This is a genomic window from Aestuariivita sp. (assembly GCF_021404545.1).
GTDB lineage: Bacteria > Pseudomonadota > Alphaproteobacteria > Rhodobacterales > Rhodobacteraceae > Aestuariivita.
This window is the reverse complement of the sequence record NZ_JAAWWD010000007.1, coordinates 38,907-60,987: the sequence shown is the minus strand read 5'-3', so window position 1 is coordinate 60,987 and position 22,081 is coordinate 38,907. Positions and strand designations below refer to the sequence as shown.

Below are 22,081 nucleotides of genomic sequence, written 5' to 3'. Positions count from 1 at the left end.
CGGGAACCGTCATGCTTTTGACCCATGCTCGGCTGGCGAGCTTTGCCACCTCCGCCCGCTATGGGCTGATCGAGGATGGCGCGGTTGCCTGCGATGGGGATCGGATCCTCTGGGCTGGGCCGATGGCAGAGCTGCCAGGGCGCTTTCGCGACAGCTGTGAGATGCGCGATCTGGAGGGGCGGCTGGTGACCCCCGGTCTGATCGATTGCCACACCCATCTGGTCTTTGGCGGTCACCGTGCGCGGGAATTCGAGATGCGGCTCGACGGCGCCAGTTACGAGGAGATCGCGCGGGCGGGTGGCGGCATTGTTTCCACCGTGGCGGCCACGCGGGCGGCCTCGGAGGAGGAACTGCTGCACGGTGCGCTGCGCCGGGTCGATGCGATGCTGGCCGAAGGGGTCACGGTAATCGAGGTGAAATCGGGCTATGGCTTGGATATCGAGACCGAGCTGCGCATGCTGCGCGTGGCCCGTGCGATCCCGACCCATCGCGATGTCACGGTGCGCACCAGTTTCCTGGGCGCCCATGCGGTGCCGCCGGAGTTTCACGGCGATGCGGACGGGTATATCGGCACCGTTGCCCTGCCTGCGCTGCGCGCCGCCCATGCCGAAGGGCTGGTCGATGCGGTAGACGGGTTTTGCGAGGGCATCGCTTTTGACGCATCACAGATCGCCCGCGTCTTTGATGAGGCCCGCGTGCTGGGCTTGGCCACAAAGCTGCATGCCGAACAGCTCAGCCATCTGGGCGGCACGGCGCTGGCCGCCGAGTATGGCGCGCTGTCTGCCGATCACGTCGAATACGCGACCGAGACGGATGCACGGGCGCTGGCGCGGGCAGGCTCTGTCGCGGTGCTGCTGCCCGGCGCATTCTATACCCTGCACGAGACGCAACCGCCCCCGGTGGCGGCGTTTCGCCGTCACGGGGTGCCGATGGCGCTGGCCAGCGATTGCAATCCGGGGTCGTCTCCGTTGGTGTCACTGCTCATGACGATGAACATGGGCTGCACGCTCTTTCGTCTCACGCCGGAGGAGGCGCTGGCCGGTGTCACCACCCATGCCGCGCGGGCGCTGGGTCTGACCGACCGGGGCAGGATCGCCGCCGGTCAGCGTGCGGATCTCGCGATCTGGGATGTGGAACACCCGTCGGAGCTGGCCTATCGCATCGGGTACAACCCGCTTTCTGCGCGGATCCATGGGGGGCGGGGATGAGCCAGGTTCTGACACCCGGGGCCACGCCGCTTGCCGATCTCGAACGGATCTGGCACCGGCAGGGGGCCGCGCGCCTCGATCCCGCCGCCCGCGCGCCGGTGGAGGCCGCCGCCCGCATGGTGGCCGAGGCTGCGGCGGGCGGGCAGGCCGTCTACGGTGTCAATACCGGCTTTGGCAAGCTCGCCAGCGTCAAGATCGCAGCAGATGACACTGAGGCGCTGCAACGCAACCTGATCCTGTCGCATTGCTGCGGCGTGGGGGAGGCGTTGGACCCGGCCACCACCCGGCTGATGATGGCGCTGAAACTGCTGTCACTTGGGCGCGGCGCCAGCGGCGTGCGCTGGCAGACCGTGGCGCTGATCGAAGGCATGCTGGCGGCGGGTGTGACCCCGGTGGTGCCCGATCAGGGCTCGGTCGGGGCGTCGGGGGATCTGGCGCCGCTTGCCCATATGGCCGCCGCGATGATCGGGGCGGGGGAGGCCGAGCTGGATGGCGTCAGTATGCCCGCTCAGGAGGCGCTGAACACAGTCGGACTGGCGCCGATTGTCCTGGGCCCCAAGGAGGGGCTGGCGCTGATCAACGGCACGCAGTTTTCCACCGCTTGCGCGCTGGTGGGACTGTGGGGCGCGTGGCGCAACCTTGAGGCCGCGGTGGTCACGGGCGCGCTGTCCACGGATGCGATCATGGGCTCGACCGCGCCGCTGGTGCCCGCGATCCACGCCCTGCGCGGTCATCGCGGGCAGATCGACTTTGCCGCCGCACAACGCGCGCTGCTCGATGGCTCGGAGATCCGCGAGAGCCACCGCGACGGTGACACCCGCGTGCAGGACCCCTATTGCATCCGCTGTCAGCCCCAGGTGATGGGCGCGACAATGGATATCCTGCGCTTTGCCGCGCATACGCTGGAGGTCGAGGCCAACGCGGTCACCGACAACCCGCTCGTGCTGGTGGAGGACGGGCGCATCGTTTCGGGCGGGAATTTCCATGCCGAGCCGGTGGGCTTTGCCGCCGATCAGATCGCCATGGCAGTGTCGGAAATCGGAGCCATTGCGCAACGCCGCGTGGCGCTTATGGTGGATCCGACGCTCAGCTTCGATCTGCCGCCGTTTCTCACCCCCGATCCGGGGCTGAATTCCGGCCTGATGATCGCGGAGGTGACGACCGCCGCGCTGATGAGCGAGAACAAGCATCTGGCCAATCCCTGCACCACCGACAGTACGCCGACCTCTGCCAATCAGGAGGATCACGTCAGCATGGCCGCCCATGCCGCGCGGCGTCTGGCGCGGATGAACCGCAACCTCAACACCATTCTGGGGGTCGAGGCGATGTGCGCCGTGCAAGGCATCGAGTTTCGCGCGCCGCTGACCACCAGCGCGCCATTGCAGCGCGCGGCGGCCTGCCTGCGCGCAAGCGTCGCGCCGATCGGCCAGGACCGTTTCCTGGCTCCCGATATAAGCGCAGCCTCGGGCCTGGTGGCGGCGGGCGATCTGGCCCTTGCCGCCGGGGTGGAGTTGGCGCCGTGACCCCGGTTGAGGTCTGTCAGGGCGAGGGGCCGCTGGTTCTGGGCCTGCCCCATACCGGCACCTGGCTGCCGGAGGCGTTGCTGGTCCGGCTCAACACCCGGGGCCGCGCGCTGAGCGATACCGATTGGCATATCGACCGGCTCTATGACGATCTCTGCCCCGGTGTCACGACCGTGCGGGCCACGTTCCACCGCTATCTTATCGACGCCAATCGTGATCCCGAAGGGATCAGCCTCTATCCGGGGCAGAACACCACCGGGCTTGTGCCGCTGACCGATTTCGACGGCGCGCCGATCTGGCGCGATCCGCCGTCGCAGGCCGAGATTGCGGCGCGGCGCGGGGCGTTTCACGCGCCCTATCACGCCGCTCTTGAGGCGGAGATGACCCGCATCGCGGATCGGCACGGCTGGGCGATCCTTTATGATTGCCATTCGATCCGCGCAGAGATCCCGTTCCTTTTTGATGGGCAACTGCCTGATTTCAATATCGGAACCAACCTATCCACAACATGCGATCCCAGTATCGAGGCGCTTGTGGATAAGACCTGCCGCGCCGTATCCGGCTTTTCCACAGCGCTGAATGGCCGATTCAAAGGGGGCTGGACCACGCGCCATTACGGACGCCCCGATCAGGGCTGGCACGCGATCCAGATGGAACTGGCGCAGCGCTGCTATCTGGCGGCCGAGGCGCCGCCCTGGACCTATGACACCGCCAAGGCAGAAGCGCTGCGCATCCCGCTCAAGGACATCCTGACATCCCTCGCCCGATGGAGACCCGCATGACCGATCCCCGCCATAACACCCGCGATATCTTTCCCCCCACAGGGCCCGAGATCAGCACCAAGAGCTGGGCGACCGAAGCGCCGATGCGGATGCTGATGAACAACCTGCACCCCGATGTGGCTGAAAATCCGCATGAGCTGGTGGTCTATGGCGGCATCGGGCGCGCCGCGCGCACCTGGGACGATTTCGACCGCATCGTCGCCAGCCTGAAGACGCTGGAGGAGGACGAGACGCTCCTGGTCCAGTCCGGCAAACCGGTGGGCATTTTCCGTACCCATGAGAACGCGCCGCGCGTGCTGATCGCCAATTCCAACCTCGTGCCCCATTGGGCCAACTGGGATCATTTCTCCGAACTCGATCGCAAGGGGCTGATGATGTACGGCCAGATGACCGCCGGGTCCTGGATCTATATCGGGACGCAAGGGATCGTGCAGGGCACCTATGAGACCTTTGCCGAGGCCGGGCGCCAGCATTACGACGGCGATCTCACCGGTCGCTGGATCCTGACAGGGGGGCTGGGCGGCATGGGGGGCGCGCAGCCGCTGGCCGCCGTATTCGCCGGGGCCTCATGTCTGGCGGTGGAATGCGACGAGAGCCGGATCGATTTCCGCATCCGCACGAAGTACCTCGACGAAAAGGCGACCTCGCTCGATCAGGCGCTTGAGATGATCGACCGCTGGACCAAGGCCGGAGAGGCGAAATCCGTGGGTCTTCTGGGCAATGCGGCGGATGTCTTTCCCGAACTGGTGCGACGCGGCATCCACCCCGATATCGTCACCGATCAAACGAGCGCCCATGACCCCGTGAACGGCTATCTGCCGCAGGGCTGGAGCGTGGGTGAATGGAAAGCCCGGCGCGAGACCGATCCCAAAGCGGTCGAGAAGGCCGCGCGCGCTTCTATGAAGACCCAGGTCGAGGCGATGGTGGCGTTCTGGAACGCCGGCGTGCCCACGCTGGATTACGGAAACAATATCAGGCAGGTGGCGCTGGACGAGGGGCTGGAGAATGCCTTTGCCTTTCCCGGTTTCGTGCCCGCCTATATCCGGCCCTTGTTCTGCAAGGGCATCGGGCCGTTTCGCTGGTGTGCGCTCTCGGGTGATCCCGAGGATATCTACAAGACCGACGCCCGGATGAAGGAACTCTTTCCCGATGACACCCATCTGCACCAATGGCTCGATATGGCGCGGGACCGGATCGCGTTTCAGGGGCTGCCCGCGCGCATCTGCTGGATCGGGCTGGGCGATCGGCACCGCGCGGGGCTGGCGTTCAACGAGATGGTGCGCAATGGAGAGTTGAAAGCCCCGGTGGTGATCGGGCGCGATCACCTGGATTCAGGCTCCGTGGCCAGTCCCAATCGCGAGACCGAGGCGATGAAGGATGGCAGTGATGCGGTCAGCGACTGGCCGCTTCTGAATGCGCTTTTGAACACGGCATCCGGCGCTACCTGGGTCTCGCTGCATCACGGCGGCGGGGTCGGTATGGGGTTTTCGCAGCATTCGGGCATGGTGATCCTGTGCGACGGCACCGAGGCCGCGGATGCGCGGCTTGAGCGTGTCTTGTGGAACGATCCCGCGACCGGGGTCATGCGCCATGCCGATGCGGGCTATGACATCGCGCGCGACTGCGCGCGGGCGCATGGGTTAAACCTGCCGGGGATCTTGTAGGGGCTGCATTTCTGGGACCGCAGCCGCGTTGTTGCCGGACCGCGGGGCGGCGATAGCACGGCGGCCTGCGGCCTTGACCCCGCGCTCGGGTGCGGGGTGCGCACACCCCTCAGCCCCCGAGCCGCTGCAAGAGCGCGGGCGACGGATCGCCTGTGACTGGCAACCCGTGGGCCTGCTGATAGGCGCTGATCGCGGCGCGGGAGTTCGGGCCTATCACCCCGTCGGCGCCTTGCGTGTCGAACCCGCGCGCGGTCAGCCGGGTTTGCAGCGCCACGCGGTCATCCTTGGTCAGCCCGTATTCATCGGGCGGGAAGGGCGCGCGCAGCGGCCCCGCGCCGCCGATCCGGTCGGCCAGGTGACCCACGCCGATCGCATAGGCGTCCGAGTTGTTATAGCGCTTGATGACCCCGAAATTCCGCGTAACCACAAACCGCGGCCCGCCCGGCTGCGGCTCAATGACATCGCCCTGCGGCGCGCCCGCCCCTACCTCCGCACCCCAGCGCAGGCCGCGCGTCCAGCCATTGCGCTCCAGATAGGCGGCGGTGGAGGCCAGCGCGTCGGACGGATCGTCCGACCAGATATCGCGCCGCCCGTCGCCGGTGAAATCCACCGCAAACGCCTGATAGGAGGTCGGGATGAACTGCGTATGCCCCATCGCCCCGGCCCAGCTGCCGGTCATCCGGGCGGGTGTGATATCGCCGTTTTGCAGGATCTCGAGCGCGGCCAGAAGCTGACGCTCGAAAAACGCCCCGCGCCGCCCGTCAAAGGCCAGCGTCGAGGTGGCCGAGATCACCGGCACATCGCCCTTCCGCTCTCCGTAAAAGCTCTCCAGCCCCCAGATCGCGGTGATGATGCGCGCGTCAACGCCGTACTGCGTCTCAAGCGCGCGCAGGACGCGTTCATGGCGCGCAAAGGCCGCGCGACCCTTTTCAATCCGCTCGTCCGAGGCGGCGATGGCCAGGTAATCCTCCAGACTGCGCTTGAATTCGGTCTGGTTGCGGTCGCGCCGCACCACGCCGGGCAGATAGCCGGTGCCGCGAAACGCAGCACTTAGCGTCGCGTCCGAAATACCCTGCGCCGCCGCCCGTGGCCGGAATGCCGCGACCCAGGCGTCATAGGCGCCGTTGGGCTCTGGGCGCAGGTCGTCGGGCAGACCTTGGGCGGGGCGCGCGGTGGCAAGGCTCGGCGCGCGGCTGCCGCAGGCCGAAAGGGTGAGGGCCGCAAGGCCCAATCCGAAAGATCGTCGTTTAAGGGTCATGTGCCGCCTGCTCGATGCGTTTTTCTTTGCGCCCAGCCTAGCGTGATCCACCCGCCAAGCAAAGCGCCAAGCGGAGATCTGCCGGTTCAGATCACCGCCTGTTCGCGCGCGCTCCGGGGCTGGGTCAGCCGCGCGATCCCCAAAGGCGAAAGGTCGAGCGTCCGGTAGGCGCCATGCGCGATCCATTCGGCGATGCCACGTGCCAGGGCGGGCGATTGTTGCAGCCCGTGTCCCGAGAACCCGTTGGCATAGATGAAATTCGTCACGCGCGGGTCGGGGCCCACGATGGCGTTCTGATCGATCCGGTTGTAATCGTAGTGGCCGACCCAGAAATTGATCAGCTTGACCGCCTCGAATTGCGGGATGCGGCTGGCCAGCGCGGGCCAGACCTTGTCCTCCCACAGACCGTGATCGGCGGCAAAGTCATCGGGATCGACGGGGGGATCGTCATGCCCCGCGCTGCCCACCATATAGTACCGGCCATCGGTGCGCACATGCACGCCCGACGGGTCGATCGTCAGCGGCAGATCGCGGTCGAGCGGTTGGGCCGCGTCAAATATGTAAGTATAGCGTTTGCGCGGCTCAATCGGCAGGTCCAGCCCCGCCATCCGCGCGGTGCGCACGCCCCATGTGCCGCCCGAATTGACCAGCGTGCCGCAGGCGACGGTCTCTCCGGTCTGAAAGGTGACGCCCTCCACCCGGGTGCCATTTGCCGACAGTTTCAGCTCCACCGCCTCATTGGTCAGCCAGGTCACACCGTTTTCGCGGCTCAGCCGTTTCCACCAGTCAAACATGGTGTTGCCGTCGAAATAGCCCTCGTCGAGGAGGTTGTGATTGCCGCCCAGAATATCGTCGAGCGCATAGAACGGATAGCGTTCGGCGATCTCGTCGCGGGTGAGATGCATCGTCGCGGCCCCGGCGGCCTGTTGCACGGTGTATTGGTCCTTGAGATTGGCCAGCGCCGTTTCGGTATCTGCCAGAAAGAGATACCCGAAGGGCTGAAGAACGATCTTTGGGACCCGCGCGTCGCCCAGATGGTCGCGGAACCCTTTGATGAATGCGGCACCAAAGCGCGAAATCTCCACATTGATCGCGGTCGAAAACTGTTGCCGGATGCAGCTATTGGTGTGCGAGGTCGCGGCCTTGGCATAGCTGGGGTCTTTCTCCACCACCAGGATGGTGCCGTCAAAGCCGCGATCCCGGCTCAGAAACCACGAGATCGCCGCGCCATAGATGCCGCCCCCCACGATCACCACATCGTAGCGCGCGGCCTCCGGTCTGGCATAGGTCTGGCTCATGGCAGGTCTCCTGTCGTTAGGCGCCGGTGGCCAGAGGGCGCTGGTCCGCCAGTCCCATCGACAGCAGGAGCGGGTCTGCGGCCTGCCGGGCCTGGAAATCGGTCTTGGAGCGCATCCCCGCCCATCCCGCCAGGATCAGCGATTGGGCGACGGCCCCGCCCAGCGTGCTGCCCGGACCGGTGAGGATGAAGAGATCCGGTGCGAACCCCTCGGCTGCGGCGCGGATCACGCGGGTGAAATCATAAGCCTGCGTCACCTGATGGCCCAGCGTATAGTCCCAGAGCGCCTGCGTATCGGTGGCATGGGGCCACCAGATCTCCCCCCGCCCGTCGATCAGCGGGCGCCGGGGCTGGCCGAACATCGCGGGTGGCAGGGCGGCGCGCCCCCGTTCGGCGACAGGCGCCTGCAACGCGGTATGAAAGCCCGCATGATTGGGCAGGCGCAGGGGAAAGCGCCCCTGCACCGCAGGCACTGCCGCCTCGAACGCCGCAAGCCCCATCTCGTCGCCCGCCAGCACCAGCAAGCCGCCGAGATCTATCGAAAGCGCCAGGCTGTTTCCTGCGCGCGCGTCGATATCGGCCACGATCTGAAACAGCTCGGCCTTGCGGGTGGGATCGTCGCGCCAGTCTTCGCCGACAAAGGGATAGATTATCTGCCCGCCGATCAGGCTTTCCTGCATCAGCGCGCCCATGGTGTTGACCAGCCGGAACCCGTGTTCGGGCGACAGCGCACCGGCTGCGGCCAGCGCGGTATACCAGCCCATCGAATTGCCGGTGACGGCCACGATCTCGATGTCGGGATCCACCGCCAGTGCATCGCCCAGAGAGGCCGCATAGATCAGCGGGGAGGCGATATCGCCGCGTGTGTGCAGCGCTGTTGCAAACCGCGCGGCCCTGTCCAGAGCGGTCACGGCTTCCTGCCCGGTCTCGGCACGGATCGCGTCGAACTCGGCCAGCATCTCGGCCCGGTCTGCATGGTGGCGGGCGAGGTAGCCCAGCTCGGGCTTGTTGTAGGTGCCCCGCCCGGGGCAGATCAGAACGGCGGTGCGGGTCATGGCGCATGCCCTGTCATCGCGCAGGCCGTGGCCACGATCTGATCGGCCGATGGCAGGGGCGCGGCATAGGCCGGCCCCGTTGCGATGAAGCTGTCCTCGGCCGCGATGCGGATGGCGGGGCCGCGCCCGGCCTCGACAAAGAACGCCATCAGCGCTTCGGACTGGCTGCCGGTGCGCCGACATTCATCCACGATCAGGATCTGGCCGCAGCCTGCCGTGGCCTTGAGCAGCGCGTCGCCGGGCAGGGGCGCCAGCCAGCGCATGTCGATGACGCGGGATTTGATGCCGTTGGCCTCCAGTCGGTGGTGCGCTTGCTGTGACAGGTAATGGCCGTTGCCATAGGTCACGATGGCCAGATCGGTGCCATCGCCGGTCACTCCGACCTCACCCAGCGGGATGGAGCGGTCGGGCGCGGGATAGGTCCGCATCCAGGCGCCGTCCTTGTCGTGGTGCAGATCGCGCATCGGATACAGGGCAATGGGTTCGATAAAGACCACCACGCGCTGCTCCTCGCGCGCCAGCCGCACGCATTCGCGCAGCATGCAGGCGGCATCCGCGCCATGGGACGGGCAGGCGATGATCACCCCGGGAATATCGCGCAGAACGGCGAGCGAATTGTCGTTGTGAAAATGCCCGCCGAACCCCTTTTGGTATCCCAGCCCGGCAATGCGCAGCACCATCGGGTTGGTGAATTGCCCGTTGGAGAAAAACGGCAGCGTCGCGGCCTCCCCGCGCAATTGATCCTCGGCATTGTGCAGATAGGCCAGAAACTGGATTTCGGGGATGGGGATGAACCCGTTCTGACCCATGCCGATGGCCAGACCCAGGATAGATTGTTCATCCAGCAGCGTGTCGATCACCCGATCCTTGCCGAACCGGGTTTGCAACTTTTGCGTCACACCATAGACCCCGCCCTTGAGCCCCACATCCTCGCCCATGAGCGTGATCTCGGGGTGGGTCAGCATCAGATCTGTGAGCGCCCAGTTGATCAGCCGCGACATCGGTTGTGGCTGCTCCATCGCTTTGAGATCGGCGCCGAAGGCCTGCCCGCGCGCCGCTGGCGTGGGGCCGTTTGTGGGCCGGCAGGGGCGTTTGGAGGGAATGAGGCTCGCCATCACGTCGCACGCGGTTTTCAGATGCGGGCAAGTGACGACCTCGGCCCTCAGCCGGGTCAGCCGCGCGCCGGTCTCTTCATAGACCCTGCGGGCGGCCTCGGGCGTCAGCGCGCCCGCCTCTGCCAGCAGGCGCGCGGAATGCAGCAGCGGATCGTTGGCCTCGTCGGCCTCGACCTCTGCCTTGGGCAGGTAGGAGGTCGCCACATCCGCGCCCGCATGACCATAAAGGCGCACCGCGCCCAGATGCAGGAAGGCGGGCTTGCGCTGCGTGCGGACATAGTGCGCGGCCTCCTGCGCCACGGCGTATGTGTCGTAAAGATCGAGCCCGTTGGCCCGGAAATACCGCAGACCCGCGCGGTGGCGCATCGAGGCCTCGACCCAGCCGGTGGGCGTTTTGGTCGAGATCCCGATGCCGTTATCCTCGCAGACAAACAGCAGGGGCAAGGGCGTCGCCTGCACCGCCGTCCAGCCCGCGGTGTTGATCGCGCCTTGTGCTGTGGAGTGGTTGAGCGAGGCATCGCCAAAGCTGCACATCGCGATGGCGTCAGTCGGCAGCATCTGATGTTCGGGCGCGCGGCGTCTGCACGCTCCGATGGAGAACGCGGCCCCCACAGCCTTGGGCAGGTGACTAGCGATGGTCGAGGTCTGCGGCGGGATCATCAGCGCGCGCGAGCCCAGAACCTTGTGCCGCCCGCCGCTGATCGGGTCCTGTGACGCGCAGGCAAAGGAGAGCAGCATGTCCCAGGCCATGTTCTGGCCCGGCACCTGATCGGCGCGCGCGATCTGAAAGGCGGCGTCGCGGTAATGCAGAAAGGCGATATCGGTGGGCCGCAGGGCGTGGGCGACCGCTGCCATCCCCTCATGGCCCGACGAGCCGATGGTATAAAACCCCTCGCCTGCCTTTTGCATCTCGCGGCTGATCCGGTCGAGCTGGCGGCTGAGCACCTGGGCGCGAAAAAGGCGCACGGCTTGGGCGTTTTTCAAGACACCGGTCGGGCCGGGACCGGGGGGCAGGTCGGCCTCTGCGGTGCGCCGCAGGAAATTCTCATGTACGATCTGGGCGCGATCCATCGGTACCATCCAAGCGTTGCGCCCCGCACCGGGGCCATGCGCGCGGCAGCTTTATGCGCGCCCTTGGGAGGGTCAAGTCAGATCGGTGTCTGTCCGGCATCTTTGTGGCCATAGGTCCTGCGCGGGCGGCTGATGGCAGGAGCGAGGGGCCAGCCCTTCGGGCTTCCCGGCGGTATTTTGGGCAAGAAGAAGCAGGCGGTGCGGGCCTCAGTCCCAGCTTTTTGGTGTGCGCCACCCTGCGCCGCGAAGATCAGCACCTGATCTTTGCCATCCCCGGATCATAGAGCGGTTTGAGCGAGGCGGTGGCTGCAATCCGCTCCCCCGCGATCTCGATGGACCAGTCACCATCCGCCACGATCTGGGCTGTCAGCGGCTCATCCAGCTCGGCAAAGCCGATGCCGACCGCCCCGCCCAGCGAATGGCCATAGCCGCCCACCTGGATGTAGCCCACCTGCCGGTCGCCGAGATAGATCATCTCGTTGCCATACATCAGCGGCTCGGGGTCCTTGAGCAGGAATTGCAGCATCCGCGTCTTGGGCACGCCCTGCGCCCTGATCGCCGCCAGCGCGTCGCGCCCGATGAAGCCGCCCGGTTTGTCGAGCTTGACGGCAAAGCCAAGGCCCGCCTCGATCGGGTTGTCGGTATTGTCCACATCAATCCCGAAATCGCGGTAAGCCTTCTCCAGTCGCAGCGAGTTCAGCGTCTGCATCCCTGCGTTCCTCAGCCCCAGATCGCGCCCGGCCTCCATCAACAGATCATAGGTTTGCACCGCCTGGGTTGCGGGCACATGCAGCTCCCAGCCCAGTTCACCGATGAAGGTCACGCGGTAGGCCAGAACCCAGGCATAGCCCACGTCGATCTCGCGGGCGGTCATGAAAGGGAAGCCCTCATTGCTCAGATCCGCGCCCGAGACGCGCTGCATCAGCTCCCGCGCCTTGGGGCCATGCACGTTGATTTGCGTCCGCCCGGCGGTGACATCGGTGATAGTCACGAATTCCCCTGCGCCGATATGGCGGCGCATGCGCATCTCGGTATGCCCGTGGGAGTTTTCGCCCACCACGACCATGAACCTGTCGGTATCCAGCCGCGTCACGGTCAGATCCGCCTCGAACCCGCCACGTTCGTTGACCCAGGCGGTATAGACCACGCGGCCCGGCGCCACGTCGACCTCGTTGCACGACAGACGCGACAGCAACGCGCAGGCATCACGTCCCTGAACCAGGAAACACGACATCGACGTCATGTCCATCAGCACCACATCCTCGCGCGCGGCGCGATGTTCTTCGGCATGCCAATCGAACCAGGTCTGGCGGAACCAGCTATAGCTGTCGATCTTTGCCTGTTCCGGTGTCGGCGCGAACCAGTCGGGCTGTTCCCAGCCGTTGCCCTCGCCGAAATAGGCACCCGCCGCCGTGAGCCGGTCATAAAGGACCGAGCGTTTGACATTTCGGGCGGTCCGGGGGCTTTCGTTGTGAAAGTGCTGACCGAAAAGCTTGCCCAAAAGCTCAGGGGTGCGGTCGCGGCGAAAGGCGGGTGTGGCCTCCGACCGCTGGAAACGGTTGACGTTGATGCCCGTGACGTCGATGGGCGGCAGCCCGTCTACGATCCAATGGGCCAGCACCATGCCGGTGCCCGCCCCGTTGAGAATACCCAGGGAGTTCATCCCGCAGGCCACCCAGCAATTCCTGAGCGCGGGCGTCGGCCCCACCAGCGGGGCCAGATCCGGGGTAAAGCTTTCGGGCCCGCAAAAGAGTTTCTTGACCCCGTATTTCATCGTCTCGGGCACGCGGGAATAGGCTTTTTCCAGATCCGGGCCGACGCGGTCCCAATCCGGTTCGATCTCGCCAAACTGGAAATCGTCGGGGATACCGCCCAGTTTCCAGGCCGCGGCTCCGGGCTCGAAAAGGCCCAGCATCAGCCCGCCCACTTCCTCGCGGTAATAGGTATAGGTCGACGGATCTTCGAGCACCGGCAGATCGCGCGGCAGATCGGGGATCGTTTCGGTGATCAGATAGTAATGCTCGGCCGCTTGCAGGGGCAGGGTGATCCCGTGCCGCTCGCCCAGCTGGCGCGACCACATGCCCCCGCAGATCACCACGTTTTCAGCTGTGATCGTCTGGCCGCTTTGGGTGCGCACGCCGGTTGCGGTGGCGCCCTGGGCCATAATCTCGGTGACGCGCACGCCTTCGAAAATCCGCGCGCCGCCCATGCGCGCGCCCTTGGCCAGCGACATCGTCAGATCCACCGGATTGGCGCGCCCATCCTCGGGGATATAGAACGCGCCCCTGACGTCGGAGAGGTCGCCAATGGGAAACATCTCCTGCGCCTCACGCGGAGAGATTTCGTAACAATTGATCCCGAACCGGCGCATGAAGGGGGCCACGCGCCGCATCTCATGCATCCGCTCGTCATTATTGGCGATCTGGAGGTATCCCACATCCCGAAAACCCGTGGGCAGGCCCGTCTCTGCCTCAAGCCGGGCATAGAGATCGCGCCCATGGGTATAGATCTCGCACTCGGCCTCCGATTTCAGCAGTCCGGCCACGATCAGCCCCGCCGCATGCCAAGTGGTGCCGGAGGTCAGCTGGCCCTGTTCCAGAACCACCACATCGCGGTGGCCCAGCTTGGTCAGATGATAAGCGGTGTTGGTCCCAATGGAGCCGCCGCCGATAATGACGGTCTGGGCATGGCTGGGCAGCGTATCGGGCATGTCAGAAGCTCCGGTTGAAAAGGGCTATTCGTGATCGTTAGCAACTGGACCCGGCATTTGCAATCGACTGAATGATCATTCAATGGGCGGTGAGTGGTAATCCTGCACGCCGCAAGACAAAAAGGCTTGTGAACTGGGCAGATTCGCGAAAAACTCGATTGAATGGCTGTTCAATCGAGGGGGAACCATGAGCGACGAGGATCTTTATGATACGGATCATATCCGGTTTCTCGAAGACCTTTGGGGGGACGGGTTCCTGTCGCCCGGTGGCCCGGATGAGGTGGCACGTGTGCTCGACGGTGTCGATCTTGCGGGCAAGCATGTACTGGATATCGGCTGTGGGTCCGGCGCGATTGCGGTCCTGATGGCGCAGGATTATGGAGCGGCCCGGGTTACCGGTATCGATGTTGAGGATCCGGTCTGTACCGCAGCCCGCGCCCGGGTGGGGCAGGCGGGACTCGCCGAGCGTGTCAGCATCACCAAGGTCGTGCCGGGTCCGTTCCCATTCCCCGATGTCACCTTCGATGTGGTCTTTTCCAAGGATTCCATCATCCACATTCCGGATAAATCCAACCTCGCGGCAGAGTCGTTCCGCGTGCTGAAACCCCAGGGTCGTTTTGCCGCTTCGGACTGGTTGATGTCACATGACGGAGAACCCTCGCCCCAGATGGCGCATTACCTTAAGATGGAGGCGCTGGAGTTCGCCATGGCCTCTCCGGACCGCTATGAGCAGGCCATGACAGAGGCGGGCTTCACCGAGGTCGAACTGGTCAACCGCGCGCCCTGGTATGCCGGGGTCGCGGCGCAGGAGCTGGAAGAGCTGTCGGGCGCCAACCGCGACCGCTGGCGTGCGGACCATGATCCGGCCTTCATCGACCATCAAATCGAGATCTGGACCGCGATGGTTCCGGTCCTGCAATCGGGGGAGCATTGCCCCCACCATATCCGCGCAAGGAAACCCGCGTGATCGACCCGCTATCCGCCGATGCGCTGGTGCTGGAGACGGAGCGGCTGCGCCTCACACCTTTGGCGCCTCAGGACGAGGACATCGCCTGTGCGCTGCTCTGCGATCCGGCGGTGATGCGCTATGTCGATGATCCGATGACGCCGCAGGCGGTTCGGGCGCATATGTCCGATGCCGTCAAACGCGGTGCAGGCGGGCGCATCGGGATCTGGTGCGTCACGCTGAAAGAGACGGGACAAAAGATCGGCGACGCCGTGCTGACCCCGGTGCCCATCGATGCGCCCGACATCGAATGGGACCGGGTTGTGCCGGGCGCCTATCCCGATGCGCAGATCGAGGTCGGATATCTGCTGATCCCCTCGGCCTGGGGGCAGGGGTTCGCCACCGAGATCTGCGCGCGCCTCCTGCGCTTTGCATTCGAGCAGACCGCACTGGCGGAGGTGGTTGCCACCACAGACCCCGGTAACGCAAAATCTCAGGCAGTTTTGGGGAAATGCGGGTTGCGCCCCCTGGGTCGCAAACGCGCTTATGGTTATGACGATGTCTGCTGGTTCGAGATCACCCGCCCGGAATGGCAAGCCGGAGCCTGAAACACGCGCCGTTGCTCCCTCCGGCAACTGGCGTTAAAGCCCGGCGCCATGACACACCCCATCCGACCCCATCGCAACTTCTATGGCCGCCTCAAAGGCAAGGCGCTGAAGAAAAGCCAAAAGGCCTATCTAGACGAGGATCTCACCGCCCTCTCGCCCGGACCTGTGAGCTGGGATGAGAACCCTGCACGCCATCCGCTCGACCTCCGGCAGCTTTTTGGGGACCGCGATGTCTGGCTTGAGATCGGGTTTGGCGGCGGCGAGCATCTGGTGCACCAGGCCTCTGAAAACCCCGGCGTCGGGATCGTCGGCGCGGAACCCTATGTCAACGGCGTTGCGATGCTGCTGGGCAAGATCCGGCGGGCGGGCGTGGACAATCTGGCGGTTCATCCCGGTGATGCGCGCGATCTGATGGATGTGCTGCCCGGGGCTTCGATCGCGCGCGCCTTCCTGCTCTATCCCGATCCTTGGCCCAAGGCACGCCACCACAGGCGCCGGTTCGTCACGGCCGAACACTTGGGACCATTGGCGCGCATCATGAAGCCCGGAGCAATCCTGCGTGTGGCGACCGACATCCCTGACTATGTGCGCCAGACGCTTGAGGAGGTGCCGCGCGCCGGGTTCGACTGGCTGGCAGAGCGGCCTGCCGATTGGCGTTTACCGTGGGACGACTGGATATCGACCCGGTACGAGCAAAAGGCGCTGCGTGAAGGGCGGGTGCCGCACTACCTGACGTTCCGGCGGCACGGCTAGCGGGTATGTCCCGCTGTATTTTCGTGCTAGGGTTGGGGCATTGCCTGATGTCATGCCATTTTGCCGGATCCGTTTAGCCCATGCCCGACACACCCGCCGACCCGCCGAAAACACAGATGGTGAACTGTCACGTTCACACCTTTACCACCGATCATACGCCGCTCTACTTTCCGGCCTGGCCGGTTGCGATCTTTCGCTATGTGCCCGGGCTGGCACGGTTCTTCCGTTGGCTTTCGTCTTTCACACCTTACGACAAGGTCACCGATTTCCTGGCCCGGATGGAAGCGTTTCACCGCACCGGCTCCAGATCCAGCCAGCGCGCGGTCTTTCGTGAGCTGTTGCATTACTATCCCAAGGACACGCGCTTTGTGGTGCTGCCGATGGATATGGAGCTGATCGGCCATGGCCCGGTCAACGAGGATATCTTTGCCCAGCATGACGGGCTGGCGCGGCTGGCCGCCGATCCCGATTACGGCCCGCAGGTGATTCCCTTTGCCACCATCTATCCCGACCGCCCTGGTGCGGCCGAGGAGGTGCGCCGCTGTGTCGACGAGCTGGGTTTTCGCGGGCTCAAGATCTATACCAAACTGGGCTTTGCGCCCGATCATCCGGTGTTGATGGAGGAGGTCTATCCCTTCTGCGTCGAACGCAACATTCCGGTGATGAGCCATTGTTCGCGTGGCGGCGTCTATCACAAGGGCTGGCTGCAATACCGCCAGGATCAGGTAACCGAGCCGCGCGCCTATGAGACGGTGCTCAACCGCTTTCCCGATCTGCGTCTGTGCCTTGCGCATTTCGGCGGCGATCAGGACTGGATCTCGCTCTTGCGGGACGGGTTCGATCCCGATGACCCGCAGGCGCGTGACAAAAACTGGGTGTCGGTGATCGAGGAGATGATCAGGAGCGGCAATTACCCCAACCTCTATACCGATATCAGCTATACGATTTTCAAGTTCGACAATCACATTTCGCTGTTGCGGATGTATCTCAAGGATTCGCGTCTGCGCGAGAGGGTCCTTTTTGGGTCGGATTTCTACATGACCCGGCAGGAGGCCTTGTCGGAGAAAGCCGTCTCGATCAAGTTGCGCGATGCGCTGGGCGAGGAGGATTTCCACGCCATCGCCCACGACAACCCGCGTCGCTGGTTGGGCGAGAGCTGAGAGATCGAGCCCCGCGCAGGGACCGGGCCTGCCGACCGCTTGGCACCGCGCCATTGACGCTGGACCGGCTGGCGCGGATTGGGTAAGGCCGGGGGGCTTTGCAAAGGAAAGGTCCCCGATATGTCCGGTCACGGTACGCCCCAGGCGATGATGTCCCGCCCCTGCGGCCCGCTGAGCGGTGTGGCCGAGGTGCCCGGGGACAAGTCGATATCGCACCGGGCGCTGATCCTGGGCGCTTTGTCAGTCGGTGAGACACGGATCACCGGTCTGTTGGAGGGTCAGGACGTGCTCGATACCGCGCGGGCGATGCGCGCCTTTGGGGCTGAGGTGACCGATCACGGCGGCGGGGCATGGTCGGTGCGGGGCGTGGGCGTGGGCGGCTTTGCCGAGCCCGATCAGGTGATCGATTGCGGCAATTCCGGCACCGGCGTCCGGCTGATCATGGGGGCGATGGCCACCTCGCCCATCAGCGCCACCTTCACCGGGGATGCGAGCCTGAACGGGCGCCCCATGGCGCGGGTGACGGATCCGCTGGCGCTGTTCGGGGCGCGGGCGGTGGGGCGCGCGGGCGGGCGGTTGCCGATGACCCTCGTCGGGGCGGCAGACCCGGTCCCGGTGCGCTATGCGGTCCCGGTGCCCTCGGCGCAGGTCAAATCGGCGGTGCTGCTTGCGGGGCTCAACGCTCCGGGCCAGACTGTCGTGATCGAACGCGAGGCGACCCGCGATCATACCGAACGCATGCTGGCAGGCTTTGGCGCCCAGATCGCGGTGGAGGAGACCGGCGAGGGCCGCGTGATCACCCTGACCGGGCAGCCCGAACTCAGCGCGCAAGAGATCGCCGTGCCGCGCGATCCGTCCTCTGCCGCGTTTCCGGTCTGTGCCGCGCTGATCGTGCCCGGCTCGGACGTGCTGGTGCCGGGCATCGGGCTCAACCCCACGCGGGCGGGGCTTTTTGCGACCTTGCAGGAGATGGGCGCCGATCTGACCTACGAAAACGAACGCGAGGAGGGGGGCGAGCCGGTGGCCGATCTGCGCGCGCGCTTTTCGCCCCACATGCGCGGGACCCAGGTGCCGCCCGCGCGTGCCGCCAGCATGATCGACGAATACCCCATCCTGTCGGTCGTGGCCGCCAACGCAAAAGGACAGACCGTGATGCGCGGGGTCAAGGAGCTGCGCGTGAAAGAAAGTGACCGGATCGAGGCGATGGCCAGCGGCCTGCGCGCCAATGGTGTGGCGGTCGAAGACGGCCCCGATTGGTGGATCGTGACAGGCGCGGGTCCAGGCGGTGTCGCGGGAGGCGCCCGCTGTGCCAGCCATCTCGATCACCGGATTGCCATGTCCTTTCTGATTCTCGGCATGGCCGCGCAATCCCCTGTCTCGGTCGATGACGGAGGGCCAATCGCCACGTCATTTCCGATGTTCGAGCCGTTGATGGCGGCTCTGGGTGCAGATGTTGCGCAGGTCCAGGAATGAGTTTCGCGGTCGCCATTGACGGTCCGGCTGCGGCGGGTAAGGGCACAATCTCCCGTGCGGTGGCCGCGCATTTCGGTTTTGCGCATCTCGACACCGGGCTCCTCTATCGTGCGGTGGCCCATGCGGTCCTGCACGGCGCCGATCCGGTTGAAGCGGCCCGGACACTAAATGCCAAGGTGCTGGAGAACGCCGATCTGCGCAGACCTGACGTGGCCCAGGCCGCCAGCAAGGTCGCGGTGATTGCTGAGGTCCGCGCGGCCCTGGTGGATTTTCAACGCGCCTTTGCCCGCCGTGCGGCGGGCGCGGTTCTGGACGGGCGCGATATCGGGACGGTGATCTGCCCGGATGCCGGGGCCAAGCTCTATGTCACCGCCAGCGCCGAGGTGCGCGCCAGGCGCCGCTATGATGAGCTGATCGGCCGGGGCATCGAGACCGCATATGAGCAGGTTCTGGACGACGTCCGCGGCCGAGACGCGCGTGATATGGAGCGCGCCGAGGCGCCGCTGCGCCCCGCCGAGGATGCGGTGATCATCGATACATCGGAGATGTCTGTCGAGGCAGCGGTTGCCGCCGCGATCGCCGCGATTGAGGCGCGGGTCAGCGTGGCTCGTCCGTAAAAATCGGCGGAAATTTTCTGAAAATGTGAACCGCTTCCCCCGAGTGATCCGTATAGCGGACATCTACTGGGGGGTATGATATGTCACTTGAGGCGTTGTTTCCGACAATCACGTCACCTTTGCCGGTTATGGGGGGCACGTGGTCGCCCGCGGATGATTTCGAGGTTCTGGGCCTGGCCCTGGAGGCCGCAGACCTGACCGAAGCGGTGCAGGGGTTGGAGGATTTCACGCTCTTTGCGCCGACAGACGCGGCCTTTGCCGGGCTTGCGTAAAATCTTGGGTTCGAAGGCGATCCGTCCGATGCGGATGCGGTTTTCGGCTCAATCGCCGGGGCGTTGACGCAGTTGTCGCCCGACGACGATCCTATCCCGCTCTTGACGGACATCCTGCTCTATCACGTCTCACCCGAAGAGGCCGATCTTGATGAGCTGAACGCCGAGGGTCCTGTTCCAACATTGCTTGACGGCGCGCGTGTCGAGCTGACGGGCGGAACCGTCGTCGATGGTGATCCCGATTGTCAGGATGCAGATGTCATCTCTGCCGATATCGCGGTGCCGGGCGGTACCGTCCAGGTGGTCGATCAGATCCTGCTGCCTGTCGACACGCCCGCGGTTTCGGATGCGCCGACCTTGCTGGGCGTGCCTGCAGATCTGCCGCCTGAAGTGGAGGAGGACCGGGTGGTCGGGGACGATGATGAGGATGATGTCTGGGAGGTGATTCTGGGCGCTCTGGGTGTTGCCGGTCTGGTGTTCGGGCTGACGCTGCCGGCCGGATAGGACGGGTGCCGGTGGTGGCCGTCACGAAATCCTGTTTTGCGCCCTTGTCGGCCCGCCCGTTAGGCTGACGCGACGCAACACGGAGGATTGGACATGCGCGCAACATTGTTGACCTGTGCTTTGGCGGTAACCCTGTTCGGGGCGATGCCAGCGCTGGCCCAGGCAGAAGATCCGCCTGCCGTGCCGGAGCCTTCCGAACCGGCGATGACGCTGGATCGGATGGGAGGTATTCTGGCCGCGCTTGATCCCGATGCGCGTCAGGACGGGGCGTCCTTTCAACTTACGCTGGCCGATATTCCGGTCATCGTGATCACCGATCCCCGATCGGACCGGATGCGCGCGATGGTGCCCATCCGGTCGGCCGACGGGTTGGAGCCTGATGAGTTGATGCGCCTGATGCAGGCCAATTTCGACAGCGCGCTCGACGCGCGCTATGCGGTGGCGCGGGGGCGGCTTTGGGGGGTGTTCATTCACCCGCTGTCGCCTCTGGAGCGCGAGCAGCTGATTTCGGGCCTGGTGCAGACGATCAACCTGGCGCGCACCTACGGTCAGACCTATTCGGGCGGCGCGCAAGTCTTTGGCGGTGGCGACAGCAACGATATCTATCGCGAGCTCTTCGAGGAGCTTTTGAACCGGGGCCAGGAGCTTTAGCTTTCGGGCCTGTCCGAATGGGGGCTCTGCCCCCGCGCTGCGCGCTCCCCCGGGAATATTTCCGGCCAGAAGAAGCAGCGGCATTATTGCCGATCGGTTTGTGGGTCCAGAACGGTGTCGGCGAATTGGCGCGCGGTGTCGAACACGTCCGATTGGGTGAGGTACAAAAGGTGTCCTTCGCCGGGATAGCCATAGATCCGGTCCTGCCCCAGTTTGCGGGCGAACCTTAGGGTCTGCGCAGTGGAAAATACCGGATCCTCCAGCCCGGCATAGAGGCGCAGCCGGACATGGGTCAGATCGAGCTTCGGGGGCAGCTCCCACCGGGCCAGTCTGCTGGCATGGGAGCGGGCGAGGTTGGGATCGGGGGGACCCAGGCTGCGTTCGCCGCTATGGGTGTGGGCACGGCTGATGATGCGCTGGCGGAACTGTGGGTCCGGGGTGGCATTGCGCCCGTAGAGTAGGATTTGCCAGTATTCGACCCAGATCGGCAGGCGCTCGAGCGTGCCTGCGCGTGCCGCCGCTCTTAGGATATCGCCCGCGCCGCGTGCCAGGGTTGGCAGTCCGCCGGATCGTTCGACCGCCGGAGAGATTGCCGCCACCGGAACGATCCGGTCGCCGGTGATGCGCGCAGCGGCCAGGATCGCGATCGGCGCACCCGAAGAATAGCCGACCAGGGCCACATCCTTTTCGGGATGCGCATTGGCGAATGCTGCGATCTCATCCGCGGCCGCACCGATATCCAGAGGGCCGGTGAGCGGGCGGCCGTCCAGCCCGGGAAATCGGTAGAAGACCGGGGCAAAGCCGCTTTGCGTCCAGCCGCGCGCGGGCGCAAACATGCGCACGGATGTGAGGGCACCGGGTATAAAGATGACCAGCCGGTCGGTCGCGGCGATTTTTTCGGGCCGGTAGAGGAGCGGATCGGCCTGCGGTGTAGGCGGCGCGGCCTGTTGCGCGCAGCCTGCGAGCATCAGGATCAGGCCAAGCCAGAGGCCATACCTCATGCGGGGCCGGCCTGCGGGGTTGAAGCGGGATGTTTGTGAACCATGATGTGGTCCCGGCGCTGGCCAGAGGTGGCTTGCCAAGAAGGGCAGTCCGGTCGCGCGCTGTGTGTGGGGGTGGTTCTGAACGCTGACTGCACGGGGGAGGTGGCGGGCACTCTATGGCCTGTGAGTGGTTTTTTCATACGCACGGCATTGCCGCCCGAGCCATGGCCGGTAACGACCGCCAAAAGGATCGCGCACTGGCCCGGGTTTTGATTGGTGACGGTGTTGAACGGTCTGCAATGGTTTGCCGGATTGGCGTGCAGACCTGTGCTGATCCAAAGCTGCGTGGCATCCTTTTCAGCGGGTTTGCACGAAGGTGTGGCCGCCAGCTGACATCTTGCCGGTCTCTGTGCCGGGAAGCTGTGAGGGCG

17 protein-coding genes and 1 pseudogene are annotated in these 22,081 nt (G+C 65.2%); 12 read left to right on the top strand and 6 right to left on the bottom strand.

The window, feature by feature from the left end; all coding sequences use genetic code 11:
- Positions 1-11: 11 nt before the first annotated feature.
- From hutI to hutU, 4 genes are read left to right on the top strand one after another with little or no spacing between them, the layout of a single operon-like run.
- Positions 12-1,208 (top strand): imidazolonepropionase, encoded by a 1,197-nt coding sequence (gene hutI, locus HEP69_RS05130; protein ID WP_290557488.1) that lies wholly within the window; start codon positions 12-14, stop codon positions 1,206-1,208.
- Positions 1,205-2,731 carry a histidine ammonia-lyase gene (gene hutH / locus HEP69_RS05125; RefSeq protein WP_290557487.1) on the top strand — a complete coding sequence of 509 codons (1,527 nt, stop codon included), beginning with the start codon at positions 1,205-1,207 and terminating at the stop codon, positions 2,729-2,731. The genes hutI and hutH overlap by 4 nt, the downstream gene beginning before the upstream one ends.
- A complete protein-coding gene (hutG, locus tag HEP69_RS05120; protein WP_290557486.1) occupies positions 2,728-3,513 on the top strand; it encodes an N-formylglutamate deformylase in 786 nt (261 codons plus the stop codon). Before hutH ends, hutG begins: the two co-directional genes overlap by 4 nt.
- Entirely contained in the window at positions 3,510-5,177 is a 1,668-nt protein-coding gene (gene hutU, locus HEP69_RS05115) for a urocanate hydratase (RefSeq protein WP_290557485.1), read from the top strand. Before hutG ends, hutU begins: the two co-directional genes overlap by 4 nt.
- A gap of 109 nt (positions 5,178-5,286) precedes the next feature.
- On the opposite strand, the gene HEP69_RS05110 is transcribed toward hutU, so the two are convergent.
- From HEP69_RS05110 to HEP69_RS05090, 5 genes are all read right to left on the bottom strand, one after another.
- Positions 5,287-6,435, bottom strand: a complete 1,149-nt coding sequence (locus HEP69_RS05110; RefSeq protein ID WP_290557484.1) for a lytic murein transglycosylase — start codon at positions 6,433-6,435, stop codon at positions 5,287-5,289.
- Positions 6,436-6,521: 86 nt separating this feature from the next.
- On the bottom strand, positions 6,522-7,733 hold the full coding sequence (locus HEP69_RS05105; protein WP_290557482.1) for an FAD-binding oxidoreductase: 1,212 nt from the start codon (positions 7,731-7,733) through the stop codon (positions 6,522-6,524).
- 16 nt (positions 7,734-7,749) lie between these two features.
- The gene (locus tag HEP69_RS05100) at positions 7,750-8,787 is read right to left on the bottom strand and encodes an ACP S-malonyltransferase (RefSeq protein WP_290557481.1); all 1,038 of its coding nucleotides are present in this window, start codon (positions 8,785-8,787) and stop codon (positions 7,750-7,752) included.
- Complete coding sequence (locus tag HEP69_RS05095) at positions 8,784-10,973, bottom strand: thiamine pyrophosphate-dependent enzyme (RefSeq protein ID WP_290557480.1); 2,190 nt, start codon at positions 10,971-10,973, stop codon at positions 8,784-8,786. The genes HEP69_RS05100 and HEP69_RS05095 overlap by 4 nt, the downstream gene beginning before the upstream one ends.
- A 250-nt stretch (positions 10,974-11,223) precedes the next feature.
- Positions 11,224-13,683, bottom strand: a complete 2,460-nt coding sequence (locus HEP69_RS05090; protein WP_290557479.1) for an FAD-dependent oxidoreductase — start codon at positions 13,681-13,683, stop codon at positions 11,224-11,226.
- Between the two features lie 187 nt (positions 13,684-13,870).
- Here HEP69_RS05090 and HEP69_RS05085 point away from each other — a divergent pair, with 187 nt between their 5' ends.
- The 8 genes and pseudogenes from HEP69_RS05085 (at position 13,871) to HEP69_RS05050 (ending at position 20,667) form a co-directional block, all read left to right on the top strand.
- Positions 13,871-14,650: a methyltransferase domain-containing protein gene (locus tag HEP69_RS05085; RefSeq protein ID WP_290557478.1), complete on the top strand. Its 780-nt coding sequence runs from the start codon at positions 13,871-13,873 to the stop codon at positions 14,648-14,650.
- The gene (locus tag HEP69_RS05080; protein ID WP_290557477.1) at positions 14,647-15,237 is read left to right on the top strand and encodes a GNAT family N-acetyltransferase; all 591 of its coding nucleotides are present in this window, start codon (positions 14,647-14,649) and stop codon (positions 15,235-15,237) included. Before HEP69_RS05085 ends, HEP69_RS05080 begins: the two co-directional genes overlap by 4 nt.
- A 48-nt stretch (positions 15,238-15,285) precedes the next feature.
- Positions 15,286-15,990, top strand: a complete 705-nt coding sequence (locus HEP69_RS05075; protein WP_290557475.1) for a tRNA (guanine(46)-N(7))-methyltransferase TrmB — start codon at positions 15,286-15,288, stop codon at positions 15,988-15,990.
- Positions 15,991-16,070: 80 nt separating this feature from the next.
- The gene (locus tag HEP69_RS05070; RefSeq protein WP_290557474.1) at positions 16,071-17,150 is read left to right on the top strand and encodes an amidohydrolase family protein; all 1,080 of its coding nucleotides are present in this window, start codon (positions 16,071-16,073) and stop codon (positions 17,148-17,150) included.
- A 120-nt stretch (positions 17,151-17,270) separates the two neighbouring features.
- Entirely contained in the window at positions 17,271-18,623 is a 1,353-nt protein-coding gene (gene aroA / locus HEP69_RS05065) for a 3-phosphoshikimate 1-carboxyvinyltransferase (RefSeq protein ID WP_290557472.1), read from the top strand.
- Positions 18,620-19,240: a d(CMP) kinase gene (locus HEP69_RS05060; RefSeq protein ID WP_290557471.1), complete on the top strand. Its 621-nt coding sequence runs from the start codon at positions 18,620-18,622 to the stop codon at positions 19,238-19,240. Before aroA ends, HEP69_RS05060 begins: the two co-directional genes overlap by 4 nt.
- A gap of 80 nt (positions 19,241-19,320) precedes the next feature.
- A pseudogene (locus HEP69_RS05055) lies at positions 19,321-20,016 on the top strand (fasciclin domain-containing protein).
- A gap of 93 nt (positions 20,017-20,109) precedes the next feature.
- Positions 20,110-20,667 carry a hypothetical protein gene (locus HEP69_RS05050; protein WP_290557470.1) on the top strand — a complete coding sequence of 186 codons (558 nt, stop codon included), beginning with the start codon at positions 20,110-20,112 and terminating at the stop codon, positions 20,665-20,667.
- 83 nt (positions 20,668-20,750) lie between these two features.
- Here the strand turns inward: HEP69_RS05050 and HEP69_RS05045 are convergent, their stop codons facing one another.
- Positions 20,751-21,668 (bottom strand): alpha/beta hydrolase, encoded by a 918-nt coding sequence (locus tag HEP69_RS05045; protein ID WP_290557469.1) that lies wholly within the window; start codon positions 21,666-21,668, stop codon positions 20,751-20,753.
- Between the last annotated feature and the right edge of the window lie 413 nt (positions 21,669-22,081).

What these genes read in the sequence shown, in the direction of transcription:
- hutH (WP_290557487.1), top strand. Translation starts at nt 1,205, where the DNA reads ATGAGCCAGGTTCTGACACCCGGGGCCACGCCGCTTGCCGATCTCGAA.
- HEP69_RS05090 (WP_290557479.1), bottom strand. Translation starts at nt 13,683, where the DNA reads ATGCCCGATACGCTGCCCAGCCATGCCCAGACCGTCATTATCGGCGGC.
- HEP69_RS05095 (WP_290557480.1), bottom strand. Translation starts at nt 10,973, where the DNA reads ATGGATCGCGCCCAGATCGTACATGAGAATTTCCTGCGGCGCACCGCA.
- hutI (WP_290557488.1), top strand. Translation starts at nt 12, where the DNA reads ATGCTTTTGACCCATGCTCGGCTGGCGAGCTTTGCCACCTCCGCCCGC.
- HEP69_RS05110 (WP_290557484.1), bottom strand. Translation starts at nt 6,435, where the DNA reads ATGACCCTTAAACGACGATCTTTCGGATTGGGCCTTGCGGCCCTCACC.
- HEP69_RS05070 (WP_290557474.1), top strand. Translation starts at nt 16,071, where the DNA reads ATGCCCGACACACCCGCCGACCCGCCGAAAACACAGATGGTGAACTGT.
- HEP69_RS05045 (WP_290557469.1), bottom strand. Translation starts at nt 21,668, where the DNA reads ATGAGGTATGGCCTCTGGCTTGGCCTGATCCTGATGCTCGCAGGCTGC.
- HEP69_RS05100 (WP_290557481.1), bottom strand. Translation starts at nt 8,787, where the DNA reads ATGACCCGCACCGCCGTTCTGATCTGCCCCGGGCGGGGCACCTACAAC.
- HEP69_RS05105 (WP_290557482.1), bottom strand. Translation starts at nt 7,733, where the DNA reads ATGAGCCAGACCTATGCCAGACCGGAGGCCGCGCGCTACGATGTGGTG.
- aroA (WP_290557472.1), top strand. Translation starts at nt 17,271, where the DNA reads ATGTCCGGTCACGGTACGCCCCAGGCGATGATGTCCCGCCCCTGCGGC.
- HEP69_RS05075 (WP_290557475.1), top strand. Translation starts at nt 15,286, where the DNA reads ATGACACACCCCATCCGACCCCATCGCAACTTCTATGGCCGCCTCAAA.
- HEP69_RS05050 (WP_290557470.1), top strand. Translation starts at nt 20,110, where the DNA reads ATGCGCGCAACATTGTTGACCTGTGCTTTGGCGGTAACCCTGTTCGGG.
- HEP69_RS05085 (WP_290557478.1), top strand. Translation starts at nt 13,871, where the DNA reads ATGAGCGACGAGGATCTTTATGATACGGATCATATCCGGTTTCTCGAA.
- HEP69_RS05060 (WP_290557471.1), top strand. Translation starts at nt 18,620, where the DNA reads ATGAGTTTCGCGGTCGCCATTGACGGTCCGGCTGCGGCGGGTAAGGGC.
- hutU (WP_290557485.1), top strand. Translation starts at nt 3,510, where the DNA reads ATGACCGATCCCCGCCATAACACCCGCGATATCTTTCCCCCCACAGGG.